Genomic DNA, 15,986 nt, shown 5'->3' with positions numbered 1-15,986 from the left:
CCGATGGCCGTCAGTTGAGGGCGCTGATCATAGCCTTCGCCGTCGCCGTCATCGCCGTACGGGCGGCCGTCAGGTACGGCCGCGGGTCCGCCGGGGTCAGGTGGGTGCGGATCGCCTCGGTCATGGCCACGTTCAGCGCGGTGCCGATGTTGACCTTGCGGATGCCGCCCGTGACGGCCGCCGCGAGCTCGGCGTCCGGCAGCCCGGAGGAGCCGTGCAGGACCAGCGGCACGTCCACCGCTTTGGCCAGCCGGGCCAGCAGCAGGTGGTCCAGGGCCGCGGTCCGGCTGGTCATCGCGTGGCTGCTGCCGATGGCGACGGCCAGCGCGTCGACCCCGGAATCGGCGACGAACCGCCGGGCCTCGTCGGGGTCGGTGCGGGCGCCGGGCGCGTGCGGGTCCAGCGGGGCGGCGCCGTTCTTTCCGCCGACCTCGCCCAGCTCGGCCTCGATCCACAGCCCGTTGGCGTGCGCCCAGTCGGCGGCGGAGCGGGTGGCCTCCAGGTTCTCGGCGTACGGGAGCTGCGCGGCGTCGTACATCACCGAGCTGTATCCCGCGTCGCAGGCCTGCCGGAGCAGCTCGGGGCTCTTGACGTGGTCGAGGTGCAGGCCGACGGGAACCCCGGCGGCCTCCGCACAGGCGACGGCGGCCCGGGAGATGGGCAGCAGCCGCCCGCCGCGGAACTTCACGGCGTTCTCGCTCAGTTGCAGGATGACCGGCAGTCCGGCCGCCTCCGCCCCGGCGACGACGGCTTCGGCGTGCTCCAGGGTGATGATGTTGAAGGCGGCGACGGCGCGGCCCGCGCCGGCCGCCTCCAGGACGAGCGTGCCGGCGCAGACGAGGCTCATCGGACCGCCTCCTCGCCGGTGGCGAGGATCACCGAGCGGGTGAGGTTGCGCGGCGCGTCCGGATCCAGCTGCTGCCGGGCGGCGACGGCGAGGGCGAGACGGTGCACGCGGACCAGTTCGGCGAGGGGGTCGAGCCGCCCGGCGACCCAGTGGGAGCCGGTAGCCCGCACCTGCTCGGCGAGCCCGTCGGGGGCCTCGCCGAGCGACCAGGTGACGGTGCCGGGACCGGAGACGCTGATCGGGCCGTGCCGGTACTCCATCGCCGGGTAGGACTCGGCCCAGGACAGCGAGGCCTCGCGCATCTTCAGCGCGGCCTCGTGGGCGAGCCCGACGCTCCAGCCGCGCCCGAGGAAGGTGAACTGGCCCCGGCTCGCCAGCTCGGCGGGGAGCGGATCGGTGAGGGCGGTGCGGGCGTCGGCGACCACGGCTGCGGCGTGTAGCCCGAGGTGGGCGCGCAGCAGGGTGAGGGCCGTGGTCGCGAAACGGGTCTGCACGACGGACTGTTCGTCGGCGAAGTCGAGGACGACGAGCGCGTCCGCGAGGGCCGTCACCGGGGTCGCCGGATCGCCGATGACGGCGGTCGTGGGCACGCCCGCGTCCCGCAGCCCGGTCAGCAGGTCCAGTACCTCGGTGGTGGTGCCGGACCTGGTCAGGGCGATGACGCGGTCGTAGCGGCGGTGGCGCGGGAACTCGGAGGCGGGGAAGGCGTCGCTCTCCCCCTGCCCGGCCTCCTCGCGCAGCACGGCGGCCGCCTGGGCCATGTAGTACGAGGTCCCGCACCCGACGATGGCGGTACGCTCCCCCGGCTGCGGCAGCACCGCCCGTTGCGCCGGGGCCAGTTCGGCGGCCCGCTCCCAGCATGCGGGCTGCGTGCCCAACTCGTACGCGACGTGGCTCATACAGGCTCCCTCGGGCGGCGGCAGGCAGGTCTGAATGCGTTTTCTTGCAAGATAGCCCGCCCTTTCACGCATCTTCAAGCATCCACGAGCCGATCGCCTGAGTTAATGTCTGCGGCAGTGCCGATGGTGAGCGAAGGGGGCGGCCCATGACCCGCAAGGAGCGCTGGCAGACGCTGCTGGACCTGCTGGTGGAGCGGGGCCGGCTGGAGGTGGAACCGGCGGCGGAGGCCCTCGGCGTGTCCGCCGCGACCATCCGCCGCGATCTCGACCAGCTCGCCGACCAGCAGCTGCTGGTCCGCACGCGCGGCGGGGCGGTGCCGCACGGCGTCTCCTACGAGCTCCCCCTGCGCTACCGCACCTCACGCCGCGCCGCCGAGAAGGCCCGCATCAGCGAGGCGGTGGCGGCCCTGATCACCCCCGGCGAGGTCGTCGGCCTGACCGGCGGCACGACGACCACCGAGGTGGCCAGGGCCCTGGCCGGGCGCCCGGACCTGGCGCAGGGGTCGCCGGCGCTCACCGTGGTGACCAACGCCCTCAACATCGCGGGCGAGCTGGTGATCCGGCCGCAGTTCAAGATCGTGCTGACGGGGGGCGTCGCCCGCCCCCAGTCGTACGAGCTGACCGGCCCGCTCGCCGAACAGGTCCTCGGGCAGCTCGCGGTGGACACCGCGGTGCTCGGGGTGGACGGCTTCGACCCGGTGGACGGCGCGGCGACCCGGCACGAGGACGAGGCCTCGGTCAACCGCCTGCTGTGCGAGCGGGCCCGCCGGGTGGTGATCGCGGCCGACTCCAGCAAGCTGGGCGTGCGCGCCTTCGCCCGTATCTGCGCGACCTCCGCGGTGGACGTCCTGGTCACGGACGCGGGCCTGGCGGCGGGCGTGGCGGAGGCCTTCGCGTCGGCGGGCGTGGAGGTCGTGCGGGTGTGAGGAGCGGGGGGAGACGGAGCCTGGGCCGGGCCTGGGTCGGGCCTGCGCGTGGGCCGGGCCTGGGTCGGGCCTGGGCCGGGGGCCGGTAGCCGGCCCCTGCTCCGGGCCGTCGTCCCCTGCCCCCTGTCCCCCGCCTACAGCTGCCTGGTGCGGCTGGCGACGAGCTCACCCCCGGCGAAGCCGTCCACCCGCACCGACTGGGCCGCGGTGGCGCCCGGTACCGTGACGTCGGCCTGGCCGTCGGGGATGTCCACCGAGGTCCGGGGACGCCGGTCGAGGTACACGTCCACGCGGTCGACGTTGGCGGTCCTCAGCTGGAGACGGAGCGAGCCGTCGGCGCGCGTGATGCCGTCGATGGTCAACTCCCTTACGGGCTGGGCCTTGAGAAGTTCACCGGCGCGTGCCATGAGATCGGCGTTGCCCTCCAGCAGGTCCCGGCGGGTCATCCGGTGGCGTTCGTCCGGTACGACGCCGAGGTCCTCCAGGGGCGTGCCCGACCGGTCGCCGACCCGCAGGGACCTGCGGATCGACACGCGCATACCCGCTCCGTTCGGCAGGGGGCGGTACGGCGAGGCGGCGTCCGGGAAGTCCGTGAGGAAGTCGCCCTGCTCCCACACGTTGGCGCCACCGGCCCCGGTGTTGTCGTCGGTGCCGAGCACGGGGCCGATCCGGTGGTCCTGGAAGCCGGCGGCGAACATGTCGGTGGCGGAGTAGCAGCGGGCGTCGGTGATGAGCACGACGGGGCCGAAGTACTGCTGACCGATCTGGTTCGCGAGGTCCTCGGGGGTGAGGGGCAGGGCGGCGGAGAAGGTGGCTCCGGTCTCGACCGCCTGTTCCATGGAGTTCACCCAGGGGCGCAGGCTCCGGCTGCTGCGGCAGATGCGCAGGTTGAGGGGGGTGTTGATGAACTGGAACGGTTCCGGCGCGATCCGGCGGGGCGTCAGGGTCTGGAGGGTGAGCTCCGATGCCCAGACCGAGCCGCCGCCGTTGTCGCGCACGTCGACGATCAGACCGTTCTGGGGCAGCTCGCCGATGAGCCGGACGAACTCCTCGACGAAGGCGCCGGCGTCGTCGACGTAGAACGTGTGGATGCGGATGTGACCGAAGGTGCCCGAGGGGGTCTGGACGGTACGGGCCGTGAAGACCTCCGGCATCGTGCTCGCGATCTCGCCCGCCGCGGAGTCGGGGGACCGTCCCGCATTCACGGCCAGCTGCTGCTCGATGACGTGGGGGACGAAGAGCATGACCTTGGCGCGGCCGATCTCGTCGGACTCGTAGTCCATGCCCAGGACGAGCGACGCCTCGCCCTCGGGGCCGGCCGGTGACGGGCGGTTGTCCACGATCTGCCAGTTCTCACGCAGTTCGCGGGCGGTGCCGTCGCTACCGGTGTAGCTGACGGTCACCCATTCCTCGAACGGCGGCAGGTGGGCGGAGAGCGAGCGCACCGTCAGCGACTCGATGCCCCGGCTGCGGCGCGCCGCCGCGTTGCCCCCGGCGAACCGGGCGGCGTTGAGCTCGACGGCCTGCTCGATGGGGACGCCGCTCCAGTGGGTGATCTCGACGCCCGGCGCGAAGCCCGGCGCGGAGAAGCCCTGGATGAGGCGCGTGACCAGGAAGCGGGGCGCGGGTCCGTCGGTGGTCTCCTCGACCAGGAAGGGAAGGAAGGCGATCTTGTGGCGGAACGGCGCGGGCAGCACGTAGTTGGTGTGCAGGTCCCGGACGGAGTGGAACACCTTGGACAGCTCCGAGTGGAAGATCCACTCCGGCGGCATGGTGGCCGCCGTCTGCTGCTCCAGTCGCCGGCGGATGAGACGCAGCCGCTGTACGGGGTTGACCGCGTGCATCGCGATCTTCAGGGGCAGGTGTACGTAGTTCTGCTCCAGCAGCACGAGCGCCTGGTCGACGAGGAGCATCCGCTGTTCCAGGGTGAGGGTGCCCGCACCCTCCAGGAAGGTTCTGAGTTGTGTGGCGGCGGCCAGGTGCTCACGCACCGGTTCGGCCGTTCGACTGAGGTACTCCGGAGCGGTTTCGGCAGTGACGCGGCCCATGGTGCCTCCGTGGTCGGGGTACGGCTGCTGCGGCTCACCCCAGTCATCGGCCGGTCGGCCTCCCCTCCGCAGGGCGCGCCCGTCACTTCACCCGTACGGCCCGCGTGCGCCCGTGCCCTCAGTGCGCCGGGAGCCGCTCCGACTCCCGGACCAGGGCGGCCAGTACGGGCGCGATCAGCGGGTGGGTCTCGCCGCCCCGGCGGGTGGCGGCGAAGACCCGGCGGGTGGCGGCCGGGCCGGCGACCGGGCGGACCTGGACCTCCTTGAGGTCCATGCCCCGCAGCGCGGAGCGCGGTACGAGGGCCACGCCGGCCCCCGCGCCCACCAGCGCCGTCACGGCGCGGAAGTCGTCGGAGGAGTGGACGAACCGGGGCTGGAAGCCGGCCAGTTCGCACGCGAGCTCCGTCACGTCGTGGCACGGGTTGCCGGGGTACTGGCCCACCCAGTCCGAGTCGGACAGGTCCGCGAGCGACACCGAAGGCAGATCCGCCAGCGGATGCCCGGCGGGCAGCACCGCGTCGAAGGGCTCCGCGTACAGCGGCAGGACCGACAGCCGGGCGTCGTCCGCTCCCGGCCCGCCGCGGTACTCGACCGCCAGCGCGAGATCCGCCGCGCCGTCGAGCAGCAGCGGCAGGCTCTGGTCGCCCTCCGCGTCCCGCACCCGCAGCCGGATCCCCGGGTGCTCCAGCGCGAGCCGGGCGATCGCCGGAGCCAGGACCTCCGCGATCCCCGTCGCGAAGGCGGCCACGGTGACCTCGCCCGCCGAGCCGCCCGCATAGGCCGCGAGTTCGGCCTCCGCCCGCTCCAGCTGCGCCAGCACCTCGTGGGCGTGCCCGAGCAGGATCTCGCCGGCCGCGGTGAGCCGTACGCCGCGGCCGCTGCGGGTGAGCAGCACGTGGCCCGTCTCCTGTTCCAGCGCCGCGAGCTGCTGGGAGACGGCCGAGGGGGTGAGGTAGAGGGCTGCGGCCGCGGCGGTCACCGTACGGTGGTCCGCCACGGCCCGCAGGATGCGCAGCCGGCGGGGGTCGATCACCCCACCATTGTCTCAGGGTGCGGAGGCCCCTCAGGCCCCAGGCATCGGCCTCCGGCGTCGGCCCCAGGCATCGGCCAGCCAGGCGTCGGCCTCAGGCATCGCCCCGGGCGCCGGCCTCAGGCCTCCGTGGCCTTGAGCGCCGCACGGGCGTCGATGAAGGCGGCCACCGCGCGCTCCACGTCGGCCGTCGAGTGGGCCGCCGAGAGCTGGACGCGGATGCGCGCCGCGCCCATCGGCACCACCGGGTAGGAGAAGCCGATCACGTACACCCCGCGCTCCAGGAGCAGCTCCGCCATCCTGGCCGCCTCGGCGGCGTCGCCGATCATCACGGGGGCGATGGCGTGGTCGCCGGGCAGGACCTCGAAGCCGGCCTCGGTCATCTTCGTGCGGAAGAGCGCGGTGTTGGCGGCGAGGTGTTCGCGCAGGTCGCCGGCGGACTCCAGCAGGTCGAGGACCTTGAGGGAGGCCGCCGCGATGACCGGGGCGAGGGAGTTGGAGAAGAGGTACGGGCGCGAGCGCTGGCGCAGCAGTTCCACGATCTCGGCGCGCGCCGCGACGTAGCCGCCCGAGGCGCCGCCGAGCGCCTTGCCGAGGGTGCCGGTGATGATGTCGACGCGGTCCATGACCCCGTGGAGTTCAGGGGTGCCGCGGCCGCCGGGGCCGACGAAGCCGACGGCGTGGGAGTCGTCGACCATGACCATGGCGTCGTAGCGCTCCGCCAGGTCGCAGATCTCCGCGAGCGGGGCGACGTAGCCGTCCATGGAGAAGACGCCGTCGGTGACGATCAGCTTGCGGCGGGCGCCGCCCTCGGTGGCTTCCTTCAGCCGGGCTTCGAGCTCGGCCAGGTCGCGGTTGGCGTAGCGGAAGCGGCGGGCCTTGGACAGCCGGATGCCGTCGATGATCGAGGCGTGGTTGAGGGCGTCCGAGATGACCGCGTCCTCGGCGCCGAGCAGGGTCTCGAAGACACCGCCGTTGGCGTCGAAGCAGGAGGAGTAGAGGATCGTGTCCTCCTGGCCGAGGAAGGCCGAGAGCCGCGCCTCCAGTTCCTTGTGCACCTCCTGGGTGCCGCAGATGAAGCGGACCGAGGCCATTCCGTAGCCCCAGCGGTCCAGCGCGTCCTTCGCGGCGGCGACGACCTCGGGGTGGTCGGCCAGGCCGAGGTAGTTGTTGGCGCAGAAGTTGAGCACCTCGCCGACAGCGCTGCCGGCGCCGCCCGAGGTGACGGCGACGGCCGCGTTCTGCGGGGTGCCGATGACGCGCTCGGGCTTGTGCAGGCCGGCGGCGCGGATCTCGTCGAGGGTGGTGCGCAGGTCCTCGCGGACGGTCTCGAACATGTGCGGTTCTCCTTGTGCGGTGTGCCGTCCGGCGGAGGTGAGGGCGGACGGGATGGGGCCGGGCCCCGCGAAGGGGGGAGGGTGAGCGGGGCCCGGCCGGAGGGAGATGGTCTACGGAACGCCGGACATCGCTACGCCGTCCAGTCCAGGATGATCTTGCCGCTGCGGGCGGTCGACGCCTCGTCGAAGGCGGCCTCGAAGTCGCGGTGCGAGTAGCGGCCGGTGATCACCGGGCTGAGGTCGAGCCCGCCCTCGAGCAGCACCGTCATCGCGTACCAGGTCTCGAACATCTCACGGCCGTAGATGCCCTTGATCGTGATCATCGAGGTGACGACCTTCGCCCAGTCCACCGGGAACTCCTGCGCGGGCAGGCCCAGCATGGCGATCCGGCCGCCGTGCGTCATGTTGTCGATCATGTCGCGCATCGCCTCGGCGCGGCCGGACATCTCCAGGCCGATGTCGAAGCCCTCGCGCAGGCCGAGCCGCGCCTGCGCCTCGGCGATCGAGGACTCGGCGACGTTCACCGCGAGGGTGGCGCCCGCCTTGCGGGCGATCTCCAGCCGCTCGGGGCTGACGTCGGTGATGACCACGTTGCGCGCGCCGGCGTGCTTGGCCACGGCGGCCGCCATGATCCCGATCGGGCCGGCGCCGGTGATCAGTACGTCCTCGCCGACCAGCGGGAAGGACAGCGCGGTGTGCACGGCGTTGCCGAACGGGTCGAAGATCGCCGCGACGTCCAGGTCCACCGTGGTCCGGTGCACCCACACGTTCTGCGCGGGCAGGACCACGTACTCGGCGAAGGCGCCGTCCCGGCCCACGCCGAGCCCGATCGTGCTGCGGCACAGGTGGCGGCGCCCGGCCAGGCAGTTGCGGCACTTGCCGCACACCAGGTGGCCCTCGCCGCTGACCAGCGCGCCGATCTCGATGTCGCGGACGTCCGCGCCGAGCGCCGCGACCTCGCCGACGAACTCGTGGCCGAGGACGAGCGGGGTCGTGACCGCGCCCTGCGCCCAGCCGTCCCAGGCGCGGATGTGCAGGTCGGTTCCGCAGATACCGGTGCGCAGCACCTTGATCAGTACGTCGCCGGGACCGTACGCGGGCTCGGGGACGTCCATGAGCCACAGCCCGGGCTCGGCCTTGTGCTTGACGAGTGCCTTCATGGGGGTGGCTCCAGGCATGCGGAAGGGGGCGCCGCGAGCGTGCGGGCCCGGACGGCGTCGGTGACGGGCACCAATCTGCCGATCTACGGGGTGATCGGTCCATCGAGACTTTCTTAAGCGGGTCGACAGCGCAGCTTCACGCCTATGCTCCTCCCGTGACGCGGCAGGGGGTGTCGTGCCGGCCGGGCCGGCGACGGCGCGGGGAAAAGGGGAGGTGAGGGGCGTGCCGAGTCTGCGCAGCAGGGCGCTGTCGGTGGCGCTGATCGCGGCGGGACGGCGAAGACGGTTCGCGAGCGCCGAGGCGGTACGGACCCGGGTGGCCCGGTCCGCCCGCCGGCCCGCGTCCCATCTGCCGCCGCGCTGGCTGGGCCGGGTCGCGGACATCTCGCGGACCTTCGTCGGAGCCTGGCCGGTGTACGACGTGTCGCCGCTCGGTGCGGAACCCGCCGCCCAGGTGCTGTACGTGCACGGAGGCGGCTACGTCAACGAACTGGTCCGCCCGCACTGGGCGCTGATCCGGACCCTCGTCACGCAGGCGCGGGCGCGGGTCGTCGTACCGGCGTACATCCTCGCTCCGCGCGGTACGGCCGACCGGACCGTCCCGGTCGCCACCGACCTGCTGAGCGGCCTGATCGCGAGCGGCGGTGGCGGCGGGACGGTGCTCATCGGGGACTCGGCCGGAGCCGGCCTGGCGCTGGCGGCCGCGCAGCGGCTGCGCGACCGCGCCGGGGTGCAGCCCTCCCGGATCGTGCTGATCTCGCCCTGGCTGGACGTGACCGTGAGCCATCCGGACCAGGCGGCCATCGAGGCGGACGATCCGCTGCTGGCCCGCCCGGGGCTGCGCGAGGCCGGCCGGCTGTACGCCGGGACCCTGGCAGCGGACGATCCCCGGGTGAGTCCGCTGCACGGGGGCTTCTCGGGGCTGGCGCCGCTGACGGTGTTCACCGGGACCCGGGACGTGCTGACCACGGACAGCAGGGAGCTGCTGCGCCGGGCCCGCGCGGACGGGGCCGAGGTGGAGTTCCACGAGGAGGCGGGGCTGCCGCACGCGTACCCGCTGCTGCCGGTGCCGGAGGGGCGGGCGGCGCGCGACCGGATCGTCGAGCTGATCAGGTCGACGGAGGAGCCGACGGAGGATCTGTGACGGTCCGCTACGCCGTACAGGTCATCAGTGAGCTGATCGGCCAGGCGCGGTACGCCGTCCAGTACGCCTCGTCGCGTACGGGGTCGGCCGGCGGGGTCCGGTTCGGTTGCCAGCCGACCGTGACGAAGCCCGCCTCGACGGCCGCTTCGGCGAGGTCGGCGTGGGCCCACTCGCGGATCTCGAAGGGCACCGGCGGCTCGGTCAGGAAATGCGCCTTGAGCAGCGGCGCGTCACCGTCCGGGATCCGGTCGAGGATGCGGACCCCGTACGGCGACCAGTCCACGTGCGGGAAGGCCCCCGCGTTGGGCACGATGGCGAGCAGTTTCCCGCCGGCCCGCAGGTTCGCCCGCACCGACCGGAACATCGCGTGCAGGGACCGGCGGTCGGGTGCGTAGCTGAAGACGTACGCGGCGGTGGCGAGGTCGAAGGGGCCGAGCCGGGGAAGGCCGGCGGCGTCGGCGACGAGGTATTCGACGTCCGGCCGGTCCTTCGTCGCCTCGTGCTCGCGGGCCTGCTTGATCATCTCCTCCGAGACGTCCACCCCGACGGTCCGCCGGGCCCCGCCGCGGGCCAGCAGCCGGGTGTTGTAGCCGTATCCGCAGGCCAGGTCGAGGGCGTCGAGCCCGCGCACCCCGCCGAGCGCGTCGAGGGCGCCGTGCAGGGTGTAGGTGTCGGCCGCCGAGAAGGCCGCCGTGGTCGTGGACTCCGCGTAACGCTCGCCGATGGTGTCGTACTGGAACCGCATGCTCTGCCTTCCGGGGGCCGCCGGGGGGTGGGACGCGTGCGTATCGTGCCCCGCGGCGCGCCCGGGGGCGGGCCGCGCACTCCTACGTCCCCCGGACGAGGGAAGCGGTCGGCCTATCGCGGCCGCCGCGGTCCACCGTCGGCGTGTCGGCGGGCGCGCACGGGCCGGGCGTGCGGCCGGGGCGGGCCGGGAGCGCGGGCGCGCACGGGCCGGGCGTGCGGCCGGGATGCAGGGGCCGCCGCCGAAGGCGCATGCTGACGGTGTGACGGCGAGAGCGGACAGCGGCGGGCTCGCCCCTGACGCCATGGCCCAGGCGCTCGCGCGGGCCACCGTGGGTGCCGTGGAGGCCGTCGGCGGGTACGCGGGCGGGGTCTACCTGCGCTCGCGCACCGCCGGGCTGCTGCTGATGGCCGTGCTGACGGGACTGCCGGGTCCGCTGTTCCGGCCGTGGTGGCGGATGCAGGTGAACCGCCCCTTCCCGGTCGCCGAGGCCTACCGCTCCGGGCAGTCCGTGCACCTGCCCGACGCGGAGGCGGCCATGAGCCGCTTCCCGCAGCTGATGGCGGGGCTGCCGTTCCCCTTCGCGTCGCTGTACGAGCCGGTGACCGCCGCCAAGGAGCGGTTCGGCGTGCTGCTGGTGCTGCGCCCGGCGACCCCCGGCATCCCGGTGGGGGCCGTCGACCGGGAACGGCTGCGGGAGGCCGCGGACCGGCTGGCCCAGGACCTCTCCGCGCTGACGGCGGCCGGGGCGCCGGTTGTGTGGGAGGGCGACCCGGTGTGTGTGCCCGGGCCACGGGCGGCGGCCGGGGCGGAGGGTGCCCGCGTGGCCGTGGACCGGCTCGCGCAGGCGGTGCTCTCCCTGGACCGGCAGGGCAGGATCGGCTTCGCCAACGCCGCGGCCGAGGACCTCCTCGGGGCAGGCGGGCCGCAGCTGCACGGGAAGGTGCTGTGGGAGGCGCTGCCCTGGCTCGGGCACCCAGCCTACGAGGACCACTTCCGGGCCGTCTTCCTGTCCGGCGATCCGGTGCACTTCCTGGCCCGGCGCGGCCGGCACCCGCCCGGGGACTGGCTGTCGGTGAACCTGTACCCCGGCCCCGACGGCGTGACCCTGACGATCGGAGCCACCGAGAAGCCTTCCTACGCGCCCGCGTCGGTGGTCCAGCCGGGTGCGGGCCTCGGTTCGGCGGCCGACCGGGCCTCCGCGCTGTACCGGCCGGTGGCCCTCGCGATCGCGCTGACGGAGGCTGTGACCGCCCGGCAGGTGTCGGCGGTGGTCACCGAGGAACTGCTGCCGGCCTTCGGGGGCCGCCAGCTGGCGATCTACCTGCTCGACGAACGGCATCTGTACCTGGCCTGGGAGACCGGTTTCCCGAAGGGATTCCTCAAGCCGTTCGACGGGGTCGGGCTCGATGCGCGGCTGCCCGGAGTCGAGACGCTGACCACCGGCCGCCCGCTGTTCTTCGAGTCGATGCAACACCTGGCCGCCGCCTACCCGGGCATTCCCCTGGACGCCGATGTCGGCGCTCGCGCGTTCCTGCCGCTGATCGCCTCCGGCCGGCCGGTCGGCTCGTGCATCCTCGGCTTCGACGCGCCCCGCGGCTTCAGCCCGGAGGAGCGTACGGTGCTGACCGCGCTGGCCGGTCTGATCGCGCAGGCCCTCGCGCGGGCGCGGCGCTACGACAGCGAGGCGACGCTCGCCCGAGGGTTGCAGTCGGCGCTGCTGCCGCACCGGCTGCCGGTGCGCGAGCACGTGACCACGGTCGGCCGCTATCTCCCCGGCTCCGTCGGCATGGACGTCGGAGGCGACTGGTACGACGTCATCGAGACCGGCGCCGGCCTGCTCGCCCTGATCATCGGGGACGTCCAGGGCCACGGCGTGGCGGCCGCGGCGACCATGGGCCAACTGCGCAGCGCGGTACGTGCCTTCGCGCTCAGCGGCAGCACCCCGCAGCAGGTGGTGAGCGGCACGAACCAGCTGCTCATCGACCTGGATCCGGGCCAGTTCGCCAGCTGCTGCTACGTGTCGCTCGACCCGGCGTCGGGCTCCGTGCTGGCCGTCCGGGCCGGGCACCCCCAACCGCTGCTGCGGCACCCCGACGGCCGGACCGAGGTGCTGGACCTGGCGGGCGGGGTGGTGCTCGGCATCGACCCGGAGGCCTCGTACCCGGTCACCGAACTGCGGATGGCGACGGGCTCGGTGCTCGCCCTCTACACGGACGGGCTGGTGGAGAAGCCGGGCGTCGACATCGACGCCGGTGTGGAGCGGCTGCGGGCTGCCCTGGCCGCGGCACGGCCGGCCCCGCTGACCGAGACCGCAGACCGGCTGATCGGCGAGGCGGGCAGCAGCGCCGACCGGCCGGACGACATCGCCCTGCTGCTGGCGTCCCGCACGGGCGGTGACGCGTAGCCCGTAGGCGGTGTCTTGCCGCTCAGCCGGTGGTGCCCGGGCACGCTGCCGTTCACACGGCGCTGGTGGTCGGCTCCTCGCCGCGCGCCAGGGTGAGCGCCGTGTTCACCAGGGCCACGTGACTGAACGCCTGTGGGAAGTTGCCGAGTTGGCGTCCGGCGACGGGGTCGTACTCCTCGGCGAGCAGTCCCACGTCGTTGCGTACCGCCAGCAGCCGCTCGAAGAGGGCGCGGGCCTCCTTCTCCCGCCCCGTCAGGTACAGGGCGTCGGCCAGCCAGAACGAGCAGGCCAGGAAGGCTCCTTCGTCGCCGGGCAGTCCGTCGACGGCGGAGCTCTCGGTGCTGTAGCGGCGGACGAGTCCGCCGCTGCCGAGTTCCGCGCGCACGGCGTCGACGGTGCCGATGACCCGCGGGTCTTCGGGCGGCAGGAAGCCGACCCGGGGGATGAGCAGGGTCGCCGCGTCGAGCTCGCGGGAGCCGTAGTACTGGGTGAAGGTGCCGCGTTCGGGGTCGTAGCCGTTGGTGCACACGTCGCGGTGCACCTCGTCCCGCATGGCGCGCCAGCGCTCCACGTCACCTGGCATCGAGGGATCGCGCTCCAGGGTCCGCACGGCCCGGTCGGCGGCGACCCACGCCATCACCTTGGAGTGCACGAAGTGGCGGCGCGGGCCGCGGACTTCCCAGAGTCCTTCGTCCGGCCGCTGCCAGTTGCGTGCCAGGAAGTCGAGGAGGGCGAGCTGGATCCGCCAGGCGTGGCGCTCGGCGGGCAGCCCGGAGGACCTCGCCAGGTGGAGGGAGTCCATGACCTCCCCGTACACGTCCAGTTGGAGCTGGTCGACGGCCGCGTTGCCGACCCGGACGGGGGCGGAGGAGGCGTAGCCGCGCAGCCACGGCAGCTCGATCTCGGGGATCCGCCGCTCGCCGGCGATCCCGTACATGATCTGGAGGTCGGCGGGATCGCCGGCGACCGCGCGCAGCAGCCACTCGCGCCAGGCCCGGGCTTCGTCGAGGTAGCCGGTGGCGAGGAGCGAGCCGAGGGTGAGGGTGGAGTCGCGCAGCCAGCAGAAGCGGTAGTCCCAGTTGCGGACGCCACCGATCTCCTCGGGGAGGGAGGTGGTGGCCGCGGCGGCGATGCCGCCGGTCGGGGCGTAGGTGAGGGCCTTGAGGGTGATCAGGGAGCGGGTCACCGCCTCCCGGAAGGGGCCCCCGTAGCGGCACTGCGAGCTCCATGCCCGCCAGTCGGCGAGGCTCTGCTCCAGGGCTTCGAAGGGATCGGTGGGGGTGGGGCGCGGCTCGTGCGAGGGGTGCCAGGTGAGTACGAAGGCGACGCGCCGGCCGGCGGTGACCGGGAACTGGGAGCGGGTGCTGTTGGCCTCGCCCCAGGTGCGGACCATGGGTTCGCTGCGGAACCAGGCGGAGTCGGGCCCGGCGACGGCGACCCGCTCGCCGTCGCTGCGGCGCACCCAGGGGACGACGTGGCCGTAGTCGAAGCGCAGGCGCAGGATGCTGTGCATCCGGACCGCGCCGGTGACGCCTTCCACGATGCGGACGACGTCGGGGGCGATGTCGCGCTGCGGCATGAAGTCGATGACCTTGACGGTGCCGGTGTCCGTCTCCCAGTACGACTCCAGGATCAGCGTGCCGTCGACGTAGGCGCGGCGCGTGCACGGCTGGCCGGCGGCGGCGTCGACGGGTGCGATGCGCCAGTGGCCGTTCTCCTCGTCGCCGAGGAGCTTGGCGAAGCAGGCCGCCGAGTCGAAGCGCGGCAGGCACAGCCAGTCGATGGACCCGTCCCGGCCGACCAGTCCGCTGGTCATCAGGTCGCCGATGAGTGCGTAGTCTTCGATGGGTTGTGTCATTTGTGCGCTCTTCCCCCGAATGCCCGGGGCCAATCAGCGCAGGCCCCGGGCACCCTCGCGTGCCCCCGGACACTCCCGGACGGGTTTAGCCGCGTACGAGGAGCAGCACGGCGGCGAGGACGACGCCGAGGGCGACGGCGAGGGCGCCGTGCGCCAGGCGGTGGCTCCGCAGGACGGGCAGGAAGCGGTCGACGGCGTACCGTCCGGGGCCGGTGAGGGCGAGGGCCGCGGCGCCGGCCGTCAGCAGCAGTTCGTACTCGATGCCCTTCGGGGAGAAGAAGGTGCCGAGGCCGTGGACGGCGATGGCGTTGATGAGGGTGCCGACGATGGCGGCCCCGGCGAGCGGGGTGAGCAGCCCGAGGGCGAGGCCCAGGCCGCCCAGGGTCTCGGTGAGGCCTGCGAGGACGGCCATGGCGTCACCGGCGGGGTAGCCGCTGGCGGTGAAGAACCGGCCGGTGCCGCTGACGCCGCCGCCCCCGAACCAGCCGAAGAGCTTCTGCGTGCCGTGCGCGGCCATGGTCAGGCCGAGGACGAGGCGCAGGAGCAGCAGGCCGGTGTCGTGGCCGGGGGTGGAGAGCGCGGAGGGCTGGAGCAAGGCGGCCGGTGCGGCGGCCTGCGACTTCGTCGTGCTGACGGAGGGGCTGGTCATAAGAGGGGTCCTTCCGGTCGGGGTGGCCCGGGGAGGCGGGCAGGATTGTTCAAATTCGAACTGCTAGCCGTTGACCCTAACCATTGATTCAAATTGGAACAACCTGTGTAGTCTGGGAGCCATGGCTGAACCGAGATGGCTGGACGACCGCGAGATGCGGGCCTGGAGCGGCTTCCTCGCCGCGTCGGCCCTGGTGAACCGCCGTCTCGACCAGCAGCTCAAGGACGACTCCGGGCTCTCGCATCCCCAGTACGAGATCCTCGTGCGGCTCGCGGCGGCGCCCGGGCGCGAGCTGCGGATGACCGAACTCGCCAACGGCCTGATCAACTCCAAGAGTGGGCTGACCTATCAGGTCACGCAAATGGAGAAGGCCGGACTGGTCCGCCGGCGCAGCTGCCCTTCCGACGTGCGCGGCGTCTTCGCCGTCCTCACCGACGCCGGCATCGCCAAGCTGGAGGAGGCCGCTCCCGGGCACGTGGCGACGGTCCGGGAGATCCTCGTCGACGTCCTGACCCCCGGACAGCTCGACGCCCTCGCCGACGGGCTGGGCGAGGTCGGCCGCCGGCTGCGCCGGCAGGGCACCTGAGTGGATCCGGCGGCCGAGCGGGGATCGCGGCCCCGCACCGGGGTATAGGGGGGCCATGGACGGAAAGGTCTGGCTCGCCCTGGCCGCGGTCGTCGCGGTGGGGCTCGCGATCGCCGCGGCCGTGCTGCTCGTACGGGTCTTCACGGCGCGGCGGCTGCTGCTCGACGCCGGGATCCCGCTGCGCGACAAGGCACTGTTCTGGGTCGCCGTGGTCTACACCGTCTCGCCGGTGGATCTGATTCCGGATCCGGTGTACCTGGACGACATCGGCGTTCTGATGCTGACGCTGCGCTCTCTGCACGCCGCGGCGGCGGCCCGGCCCGTGAAGCGGCCGGGCACCCCCTGACAGC

At 73.4% G+C, this 15,986-nt stretch carries 14 protein-coding genes; 5 read left to right on the top strand and 9 right to left on the bottom strand.

The features are described from left to right. Positions 1-10 precede the first annotated feature (10 nt). Positions 11-847 carry a class II fructose-bisphosphate aldolase gene (locus tag ACZ4TV_RS27165; RefSeq protein ID WP_468137607.1) on the bottom strand — a complete coding sequence of 279 codons (837 nt, stop codon included), beginning with the start codon at positions 845-847 and terminating at the stop codon, positions 11-13. Further along, positions 844-1,746, bottom strand: a complete 903-nt coding sequence (locus ACZ4TV_RS27160) for an SIS domain-containing protein (protein ID WP_468137606.1) — start codon at positions 1,744-1,746, stop codon at positions 844-846. Before ACZ4TV_RS27160 ends, ACZ4TV_RS27165 begins: the two co-directional genes overlap by 4 nt. A gap of 146 nt (positions 1,747-1,892) precedes the next feature. On the opposite strand from ACZ4TV_RS27160, the gene ACZ4TV_RS27155 reads away from it, so the two are divergent. Continuing rightward, positions 1,893-2,672 (top strand): DeoR/GlpR family DNA-binding transcription regulator, encoded by a 780-nt coding sequence (locus ACZ4TV_RS27155; protein WP_468137605.1) that lies wholly within the window; start codon positions 1,893-1,895, stop codon positions 2,670-2,672. A gap of 134 nt (positions 2,673-2,806) precedes the next feature. Here ACZ4TV_RS27155 and ACZ4TV_RS27150 read toward each other — a convergent pair whose 3' ends face one another. The 4 genes from ACZ4TV_RS27150 to tdh all read right to left on the bottom strand — a co-directional run bounded on the left by ACZ4TV_RS27150 (position 2,807) and on the right by tdh (position 8,247). Next, on the bottom strand, positions 2,807-4,720 hold the full coding sequence (locus ACZ4TV_RS27150; protein WP_468137603.1) for a S41 family peptidase: 1,914 nt from the start codon (positions 4,718-4,720) through the stop codon (positions 2,807-2,809). Between the two features lie 118 nt (positions 4,721-4,838). Beyond that, positions 4,839-5,753 carry a LysR family transcriptional regulator gene (locus tag ACZ4TV_RS27145; RefSeq protein ID WP_468137602.1) on the bottom strand — a complete coding sequence of 305 codons (915 nt, stop codon included), beginning with the start codon at positions 5,751-5,753 and terminating at the stop codon, positions 4,839-4,841. A gap of 116 nt (positions 5,754-5,869) precedes the next feature. After that, positions 5,870-7,087, bottom strand: a complete 1,218-nt coding sequence (locus ACZ4TV_RS27140; protein ID WP_468137601.1) for a glycine C-acetyltransferase — start codon at positions 7,085-7,087, stop codon at positions 5,870-5,872. A gap of 131 nt (positions 7,088-7,218) precedes the next feature. After that, a complete protein-coding gene (tdh, locus tag ACZ4TV_RS27135) occupies positions 7,219-8,247 on the bottom strand; it encodes an L-threonine 3-dehydrogenase (protein WP_468137600.1) in 1,029 nt (342 codons plus the stop codon). A 223-nt stretch (positions 8,248-8,470) separates the two neighbouring features. Here tdh and ACZ4TV_RS27130 point away from each other — a divergent pair, with 223 nt between their 5' ends. Beyond that, on the top strand, positions 8,471-9,391 hold the full coding sequence (locus tag ACZ4TV_RS27130) for an alpha/beta hydrolase fold domain-containing protein (protein WP_468137598.1): 921 nt from the start codon (positions 8,471-8,473) through the stop codon (positions 9,389-9,391). 7 nt (positions 9,392-9,398) lie between these two features. On the opposite strand, the gene ACZ4TV_RS27125 is transcribed toward ACZ4TV_RS27130, so the two are convergent. After that, positions 9,399-10,136 (bottom strand): class I SAM-dependent methyltransferase, encoded by a 738-nt coding sequence (locus ACZ4TV_RS27125; protein WP_468137597.1) that lies wholly within the window; start codon positions 10,134-10,136, stop codon positions 9,399-9,401. Between the two features lie 304 nt (positions 10,137-10,440). Here ACZ4TV_RS27125 and ACZ4TV_RS27120 point away from each other — a divergent pair, with 304 nt between their 5' ends. Then, positions 10,441-12,543, top strand: coding sequence for a PP2C family protein-serine/threonine phosphatase (locus tag ACZ4TV_RS27120; protein WP_468137666.1), 2,103 nt, complete (start codon positions 10,441-10,443; stop codon positions 12,541-12,543). 52 nt (positions 12,544-12,595) lie between these two features. Here ACZ4TV_RS27120 and ACZ4TV_RS27115 read toward each other — a convergent pair whose 3' ends face one another. Beyond that, positions 12,596-14,401: a glycoside hydrolase family 15 protein gene (locus ACZ4TV_RS27115; RefSeq protein ID WP_468137596.1), complete on the bottom strand. Its 1,806-nt coding sequence runs from the start codon at positions 14,399-14,401 to the stop codon at positions 12,596-12,598. Positions 14,402-14,486: 85 nt separating this feature from the next. Further along, positions 14,487-15,050, bottom strand: coding sequence for a DoxX family membrane protein (locus tag ACZ4TV_RS27110; protein WP_468137594.1), 564 nt, complete (start codon positions 15,048-15,050; stop codon positions 14,487-14,489). Between the two features lie 121 nt (positions 15,051-15,171). Between ACZ4TV_RS27110 and ACZ4TV_RS27105 the strand changes: the two genes are divergently transcribed. Both ACZ4TV_RS27105 and ACZ4TV_RS27100 read left to right on the top strand, forming a co-directional pair. Continuing rightward, positions 15,172-15,636: a MarR family winged helix-turn-helix transcriptional regulator gene (locus ACZ4TV_RS27105; protein WP_468137593.1), complete on the top strand. Its 465-nt coding sequence runs from the start codon at positions 15,172-15,174 to the stop codon at positions 15,634-15,636. A 55-nt stretch (positions 15,637-15,691) separates the two neighbouring features. Then, on the top strand, positions 15,692-15,982 hold the full coding sequence (locus tag ACZ4TV_RS27100) for a YkvA family protein (RefSeq protein WP_468137591.1): 291 nt from the start codon (positions 15,692-15,694) through the stop codon (positions 15,980-15,982). Positions 15,983-15,986: the final 4 nt, after the last annotated feature.

The sequence above is a fragment of the Streptomyces sp. NPDC028910 genome (assembly GCF_055564955.1).
Note: the sequence above shows the minus strand (reverse complement) of the source record. Positions and strands in the feature narration are given on the sequence as shown.

What these genes read in the sequence shown, in the direction of transcription:
- ACZ4TV_RS27165 (WP_468137607.1), bottom strand. Translation starts at nt 847, where the DNA reads ATGAGCCTCGTCTGCGCCGGCACGCTCGTCCTGGAGGCGGCCGGCGCG.
- ACZ4TV_RS27160 (WP_468137606.1), bottom strand. Translation starts at nt 1,746, where the DNA reads ATGAGCCACGTCGCGTACGAGTTGGGCACGCAGCCCGCATGCTGGGAG.
- ACZ4TV_RS27155 (WP_468137605.1), top strand. Translation starts at nt 1,893, where the DNA reads ATGACCCGCAAGGAGCGCTGGCAGACGCTGCTGGACCTGCTGGTGGAG.
- ACZ4TV_RS27150 (WP_468137603.1), bottom strand. Translation starts at nt 4,720, where the DNA reads ATGGGCCGCGTCACTGCCGAAACCGCTCCGGAGTACCTCAGTCGAACG.
- ACZ4TV_RS27140 (WP_468137601.1), bottom strand. Translation starts at nt 7,087, where the DNA reads ATGTTCGAGACCGTCCGCGAGGACCTGCGCACCACCCTCGACGAGATC.
- tdh (WP_468137600.1), bottom strand. Translation starts at nt 8,247, where the DNA reads ATGAAGGCACTCGTCAAGCACAAGGCCGAGCCCGGGCTGTGGCTCATG.
- ACZ4TV_RS27125 (WP_468137597.1), bottom strand. Translation starts at nt 10,136, where the DNA reads ATGCGGTTCCAGTACGACACCATCGGCGAGCGTTACGCGGAGTCCACG.
- ACZ4TV_RS27120 (WP_468137666.1), top strand. Translation starts at nt 10,441, where the DNA reads ATGGCCCAGGCGCTCGCGCGGGCCACCGTGGGTGCCGTGGAGGCCGTC.
- ACZ4TV_RS27115 (WP_468137596.1), bottom strand. Translation starts at nt 14,401, where the DNA reads ATGACACAACCCATCGAAGACTACGCACTCATCGGCGACCTGATGACC.
- ACZ4TV_RS27110 (WP_468137594.1), bottom strand. Translation starts at nt 15,050, where the DNA reads ATGACCAGCCCCTCCGTCAGCACGACGAAGTCGCAGGCCGCCGCACCG.
- ACZ4TV_RS27105 (WP_468137593.1), top strand. Translation starts at nt 15,172, where the DNA reads ATGGCTGAACCGAGATGGCTGGACGACCGCGAGATGCGGGCCTGGAGC.
- ACZ4TV_RS27100 (WP_468137591.1), top strand. Translation starts at nt 15,692, where the DNA reads ATGGACGGAAAGGTCTGGCTCGCCCTGGCCGCGGTCGTCGCGGTGGGG.